Genomic DNA, 6,038 nt, shown 5'->3' on the forward strand with positions numbered 1-6,038 from the left:
GTTATTATAAGAATAAAGAGGGTTCACCATGAGCACAATTGAAGTAATGAGAGCAAGGGATCGTTCTGCCCTGGCCGCTGAACGCGTGCTTGATGCTTTCAAGCAGGACAACGCAAATACTGATCGCCCAGACTTCGACAAGGACATGAAAAAGGTCATGGAGCTGATGAAGGGGCCTCCTGAGGGCTTTCAGCTTAAGACTGACATGTCTTCGGACAGCATTCAGAAGAATGGCTCTGTTATTCCGGAAAACAAGACGCTTCAGAACCATATTTGGGATATTCAGCAGCTCGCTGAAAATCGAGACAATAATCCTGAATTCAAAACCGATCTGATTGAAAAGATGGTCGAGACAAACAAGGCTATAGGTCGATTGGGCGAAAAGATATCAGACCTTAAGCGAAAGGGGACAATTACACCCGATCATATCCAGGTCGAAAGCACCGCCGAGATGTTTTTGAAGCTTTTGGAAATACTGTTCGGGAAATCGTCAAACCTTTCCCCCGAAGAAAAGCAAGGTCTCAGAGACATGCATCAGGATCTTGAGAAAATGCATGATCGCGTGAATACCATGGATGCTTATCTCAAGGGCTGGTCTGCTGAACAGGCTGCTGAAAGAGATGCAGCTAATGAGGGGCCTTCACCCAAAATGAGTCGCTAAAGGAATTAAAGTTATTGCATGAAAAAGCACCTATTAAAGGTGCTTTTTTGTTTTTCTCAGACTTATAACGATGGGCTTGATGGCCACTCTACCGATGTCAGTCTATGTAAGTCGATTCACCCAAGCCTACCGAACACCTGACTCTGCCAGAATACTCCATTCCACATACATACCCGACACCCAGGTAAATCTCTTTAGTGTCGTTGTAGCGAGACAATGGGGCAGGGGAGTAATGATAGTAACTTGATCCTATCGCAGTGTTACGCTCAAGATTATAACCCCAGCAATAATACCCACTGGTATAGGCGCAGAATCCACTCGAATGGCTTTGAAGCTTGCTGGCGCCAGAAGAAATTGTGGTTACCGGCGTGCTCGTCTGAAAGGAGTCATCCTTTATGCCTATGCCAAGTGTTCCTTGGTAGTTATTTCCCCAGCACTTAACGGATCCATCATTGCCTAGTGCGCAAGAGGTATAAGTTGTCAATGCTATGTTCCCGGCATTGCTTATTCCGGCAACTTTAGTTGGAGTTGTGATGATTTCCGGACTGTTCTGGCCTGCTTGCTTTTGATAATTACCACCCCAGCAACTAACGCTTCCATCTGACAACAATGCACACGCGTGCTGGTCAGCAATGTCCATTTTTATTGCATTCGTTATATTAACGACATAAGTTGGAATACTTGTATCGTTTCTATTACCGTTCCCGAGCTCTCCATACCAATTTTGGCCCCAGCATTTTATCTGGCCACCGTTAAGAAGTGCACAACTATGGTTTGCATCGATAAAGACCGAAGCAGCATTGGAAATTCCGTACACTTTGTTTGGGATCAAAGGATTGCTTACAGATGGGCTACCCGTTCCAAGCTGCCCGCTGGTGTGATTTCCCCAGCAATATACCTCTCCGCCAATTGATGAAGCGCATGTGTGGTAGTGTGAAACTGAAACACTTGCCATCTTAGGCAAACCTTCAACGTAAACAGGCGTTGAACTTGAGTTTGTGGTTCCGTTTCCGAGCTCACCCATAGAATTATCGCCCCAGCAAGCGACTTTATTTTCTACCGTAATTACGCATGTGTGCTGGCCCCTTCCTGTTGGGAAGCTCTTTGCAATGAGGGTCACTCCGTTTACAGTTATAGTGAACGTTTGATTAGCAGTTATTGAGTTAGACGCAGCAACTACTTCAAACGAACGTGCCCCCACTTCTGTAGGTGTGCCACTTATAACTCCTCCATCATCAAGCTGAAGACCCGCAGGCAAAGCATTCAATGGATACCAAAAAAGGCTTGGTTTGACCGCGCCTTCGTAGCCTCCGCTCCACTTAACCATGGTGGCCAGGCTGAAGCTGTACGGCTTGTTTCTTTCTCCATCAGGGAGATCCCCGGATTCGATAGTATAAGAGTAAGGTTTCAAGCCTGTTTCGCATACTGAGTATATTTTGTAGCCACTTAATGCCATTTGCTTCAGTTGTTCATTGTTTAAATCGCTTGAAGAAATTGGCTGACCTCTTTTGATTGTTGGATCTAGGGTGTCATAGCTTTTGCCTTTAAAAAGCGCAGTAAGGAAGACCGAGGAAGGATCCTCAATCCAAATGGCTCCATTCGAAGAGTAAATATCCTCGCTGAAATAACACGCGCTATCGTCAGCCTTTTGAACTATCAGGCCAGGAGCCCAAAGGCGAACGATATTAGGATGCTCAGTAGCCATCGTGATGCTACTTACAAACATTGCAACAAATAAAATTAGTGTTTTCATTGTTTCACCTCTCAGCTGATCGTATCATCCCGTCAATATACCCACAACGGAAATATGGGTAAGCATGTGAGACCCTTCAGCACACCTCGCTTGTTATCAATTAATTGGCATCAAACGAAGCATTTTAAGAGGTAAATGTCTTGAGTACTGGTGCTCATCTTTTTGAAAATATCTATTGACAAGTTGTCAATGGTTACTATAATGAAAGCACCAAACCCATGGAGTAAGGGCCATGCGCAATTTTTCTACCTCACTGTTGATCCTCTTTGTCATTGCGGTGATGGGCGGGATCTATCAAGTCAGCAACATTGAGTTTTTTGAGGCGAGTTACAGCGGACATGTCCTCAAGAATGGGCAGCCGCTGAACAACAGCGAGATGAAGGTTAAGCTTCTCAAGCATCATGATCGCTTCATCGTTGAAATGGACTACAACTATCTGGACAAACCAGATCCGGTTGTTAGCGCATTACTCAATGAAAAGCTGATCTTAAGCTGCACCTATCCTGATTTCGAGCCCATCAAGGTGAGCCAGGGTAGGGTGGCATATGATCTTAAAGAGGAGATGCCTTCAGAATCCTGTGCTCGCACCAAAATCGTGTTCGACGACATGGACAATGCCAAGCTTCAACTTACCTCTGGCACCGTGATCGATCTCAAGCGCATACCGGTACGAGACATGTTCATCAGCAACCAGCAGGAATCGATCTACAAAAAGCTAGTTGCCACGCTTTGATCGACAACCCCGCTCCATGCAAAAGCCCGACTCGTGTCGGGCTTTTTGTTTTGTGAATCCGCCGTTGGCGAAATGATCGATTCTCTCGCTAGCGAGGCATCATGTACCCAAGGGCAACACCAATCTCTACATACGATCCCGCAACAGGCTGAACCCTAACCTTATTGAGCTGAATGCTGCTCAATATCATGGACATGACATCGGGTGACTCGGCTCTATAAGAGAGCTTTTTTGCATCACACCGGGCTGCCCAGCCAGATTCCTTCTCCAAAGGCTTGCAGCCCAGATAGAGCGAACCAAACTGCGCTGCAACAGAGATGGAATAGCGGTCGTATCGGCCAATGAGGATCTGGTTTTTCGACGGCGTAAATGGCTGTCTGTGTTGATCGATTCGCCTACTGGTAAGACCGAGCTCCGCAAGCTGCCTGGCGGTTTCATTTAACTCGCCAGGTGAGGCTAGGATGATCACATCCTCGTCAAAAACGGGTAATTCTTCTTCCCAGGGCCAGCTGGCTGGACTGACATTGAAAACGAGGCCAGGCTTTTCGCTATCCACTGTGCTCGGACAAAAACTAAGACCTGGCTTGTTCATCAGTTGCCCATAGCTCTTGCCCGTAAGATGCCAAAGCCATTGCTGAAATTCAGGAAAAACATCACTTTCTATCATGTCTTCCTTTCCGGTCATGTAAAGGCCGTTTGAGCTCTGGATCACCGGTATGTCTTCAAGCACGGCACTCAGCAGGGCGCCAGGAGACGCCTCCGCAATGACAAGGTCTGGTTTGGTTTCACGGAAAAGTTGTGACCATGACGTAAAGGCCCATGGCCTCAGGTCGGGGGCAACCCACCCTAATTGACAGAGGTTTGCAAGCAATCCAGTGGCGCCATGTTCATGTTTGAACTGTACTCGACTGGTCAAAAACACCTCATTAGCCCATGAAGCATCAGCTGCCTGGATCGGCTGTGTACTTGCTAAAATGATGTGCAGGTTTTCGTAACGCTGACGCAGGCCGTGTGCGATAAGCCGAAGATGGTGCAAATGGATATTGTTACTATCCATTTCCCAGGTCATTAGAATTTTCATTAAAGCTCTCCGAATCTCTTAATGATAGCAAAAATAGACGGATGAGCAATGCATCTTTATCCTCATAGTGCTATATTGACAGCTCGTCAACATCCCGGAGAACACCCAATGAGACACCTCCCACGGTGCCTTGCCATTGCCTGCATGGTTTCTATGCCCTTTTATGCACAGGCGAACCCACAGCTCGAAACGGCCAGCGCCCACCTTCAATTTTCCGCACTTCTAAACGGAGAAGGCGAATTGTTCGAGCCACCAGGCATGAATGACCCTTTTTCCGCAATGGGCATGATGTTTCAGAAAACCTTACCGGCGCAGGCTCTGGCATGGGAAGTCGCAGGATTTGATCCTTTGAAATCAAAGCAGCCAATGGAGTGCATTTCCACCGAAGACAGCTTCGAGACCGAATCGCTGGGCGAGATGTGGCGCTACCACGATGAGAGGGTTCTGTCCTGCATATGGGGTGGTCAGCCTGTCATGAGCAAAGTGCGGATTACCTTCGAAGAGGAAAACGGCGCCATCCGCTGGGCCAACACTGAAATAGTGGAAGTCATCGATTCTTCGGAAGAAGTCTATTGACATAACGTCAATATCAGCCTATACTTCATCTCACGTTGCCACTCCGGCAACTTTCTACTCGGGGAGATTAAAATGATCCGCCATTATTGGGGTTCACTACTGATTACCGGAGCGTGCATGGTGGCCGCCTTCTATTACGGCGGATTCCCGGCAGCTTTCCTGGTGTTCATTCTGGGCGTGATGGAGGTTTCCGTCTCGTTTGACAACGCGGTGGTAAACGCAAAAGTTCTGAAGAACATGACTCGCTTCTGGCAGCTGATGTTCTTGACTGTGGGTATCTTCATCGCGGTATTTGCGATGCGCCTGATCCTACCGATTGGCATCGTCTCGCTGGCAGCCGATATCGGGTTCATGGATACCGCCAACATGGTGTTCAAAGATCCTGAAACCTACTCTGCGCATCTGCATGATGCACATCTGTCAATCTCCGCATTCGGCGGCATGTTCCTCCTGATGGTCTTCCTGGATTTCTTCCTGGATGCTGAAAAGGAACACCATTGGCTCGGATCGTTCGAGGAGCGCATCAGTCAGCTTGGCTCTCACGATGCAATCAGTGTTGTGGTTGCGCTGGCGGTGCTGATGGGCGTATCCAGCTTCGTTGAAGGCGAGCAGGTTGGTCAGGTAGCGTATGCCGGTGGCCTGGGTCTGTTCCTCTACTTCCTGATGAGCATGCTCAAGAACGCGTTCGAAGACGAGGAAACGGGTGAGGCTGTTGCGAACACTGCCAAGAAAGCCGGCTTCTTCAGCTTCATGTACCTCGAAGTGCTGGACGCAAGCTTCTCCCTGGACGGTGTGGTGGGCGCATTTGCAATCAGCAAGGATCCGATGATCATCATGATGGGCCTGGGTATCGGTGCGATCTTTGTCCGCTCGATCACTGTTCACCTGGTTCGCACCGGAAAGCTCGATGAGCTGGTGTACCTGGAGCACGGCGCAATGTATGCCATCGGCGCACTGGCCACCATCATGCTTGGATCCGCTTTCGTCCAAGTCCCTGAACTTCTGACGGGCTTTGTTGGAGCGATTCTGATCGGCTTGGCCATCATCTCCTCCATCCGCTACCGCAAGCTGCATGGTGATGATGAAGGCGACAGCGATACCCCTGAAACACAATCGGCAGCAGCATCCTGATTGACCGGCGAGGGAACGCCCTCGCCACCTTTAAACCGAGACACCGCGTCACACACAACCAACTGAAAAGGAAGCACGTACCATGGCAATTAACCTGAACAAA

Annotated in this window: 6 protein-coding genes; 4 read left to right on the top strand and 2 right to left on the bottom strand. The window is 48.5% G+C overall.

Translation table 11 applies throughout. The annotated features are described in order from the left end of the window. The first annotated feature begins 28 nt into the window (after positions 1 to 28). A complete protein-coding gene (locus P5704_028445) occupies positions 29 to 661 on the top strand; it encodes a hypothetical protein (GenBank protein WOF81788.1) in 633 nt (210 codons plus the stop codon). Positions 662 to 758: 97 nt separating this feature from the next. Here P5704_028445 and P5704_028450 read toward each other — a convergent pair whose 3' ends face one another. Then, positions 759 to 2,414: a putative Ig domain-containing protein gene (locus P5704_028450; GenBank protein WOF81789.1), complete on the bottom strand. Its 1,656-nt coding sequence runs from the start codon at positions 2,412 to 2,414 to the stop codon at positions 759 to 761. Positions 2,415 to 2,646: 232 nt separating this feature from the next. On the opposite strand from P5704_028450, the gene P5704_028455 reads away from it, so the two are divergent. Continuing rightward, on the top strand, positions 2,647 to 3,147 hold the full coding sequence (locus P5704_028455) for a hypothetical protein (GenBank protein WOF81790.1): 501 nt from the start codon (positions 2,647 to 2,649) through the stop codon (positions 3,145 to 3,147). 88 nt (positions 3,148 to 3,235) lie between these two features. On the opposite strand, the gene P5704_028460 is transcribed toward P5704_028455, so the two are convergent. Next, positions 3,236 to 4,228: a hypothetical protein gene (locus P5704_028460; GenBank protein ID WOF81791.1), complete on the bottom strand. Its 993-nt coding sequence runs from the start codon at positions 4,226 to 4,228 to the stop codon at positions 3,236 to 3,238. Between the two features lie 108 nt (positions 4,229 to 4,336). On the opposite strand from P5704_028460, the gene P5704_028465 reads away from it, so the two are divergent. Together P5704_028465 and P5704_028470 are read left to right on the top strand one after the other, a co-directional pair. After that, positions 4,337 to 4,804, top strand: coding sequence for a hypothetical protein (locus P5704_028465; GenBank protein ID WOF81792.1), 468 nt, complete (start codon positions 4,337 to 4,339; stop codon positions 4,802 to 4,804). Between the two features lie 72 nt (positions 4,805 to 4,876). After that, the gene (locus P5704_028470; protein ID WOF81793.1) at positions 4,877 to 5,935 is read left to right on the top strand and encodes a DUF475 domain-containing protein; all 1,059 of its coding nucleotides are present in this window, start codon (positions 4,877 to 4,879) and stop codon (positions 5,933 to 5,935) included. Positions 5,936 to 6,038 lie beyond the last annotated feature (103 nt).

Origin of the sequence: Pseudomonas sp. FeN3W (genome assembly GCA_030263805.2) — a bacterium.
GTDB classification, from domain to species: domain Bacteria; phylum Pseudomonadota; class Gammaproteobacteria; order Pseudomonadales; family Pseudomonadaceae; genus Stutzerimonas; species Stutzerimonas stutzeri_G.

What these genes read in the sequence shown, in the direction of transcription:
- P5704_028470 (WOF81793.1), top strand. Translation starts at nt 4,877, where the DNA reads ATGATCCGCCATTATTGGGGTTCACTACTGATTACCGGAGCGTGCATG.
- P5704_028455 (WOF81790.1), top strand. Translation starts at nt 2,647, where the DNA reads ATGCGCAATTTTTCTACCTCACTGTTGATCCTCTTTGTCATTGCGGTG.
- P5704_028460 (WOF81791.1), bottom strand. Translation starts at nt 4,228, where the DNA reads ATGAAAATTCTAATGACCTGGGAAATGGATAGTAACAATATCCATTTG.
- P5704_028465 (WOF81792.1), top strand. Translation starts at nt 4,337, where the DNA reads ATGAGACACCTCCCACGGTGCCTTGCCATTGCCTGCATGGTTTCTATG.
- P5704_028450 (WOF81789.1), bottom strand. Translation starts at nt 2,414, where the DNA reads ATGAAAACACTAATTTTATTTGTTGCAATGTTTGTAAGTAGCATCACG.
- P5704_028445 (WOF81788.1), top strand. Translation starts at nt 29, where the DNA reads ATGAGCACAATTGAAGTAATGAGAGCAAGGGATCGTTCTGCCCTGGCC.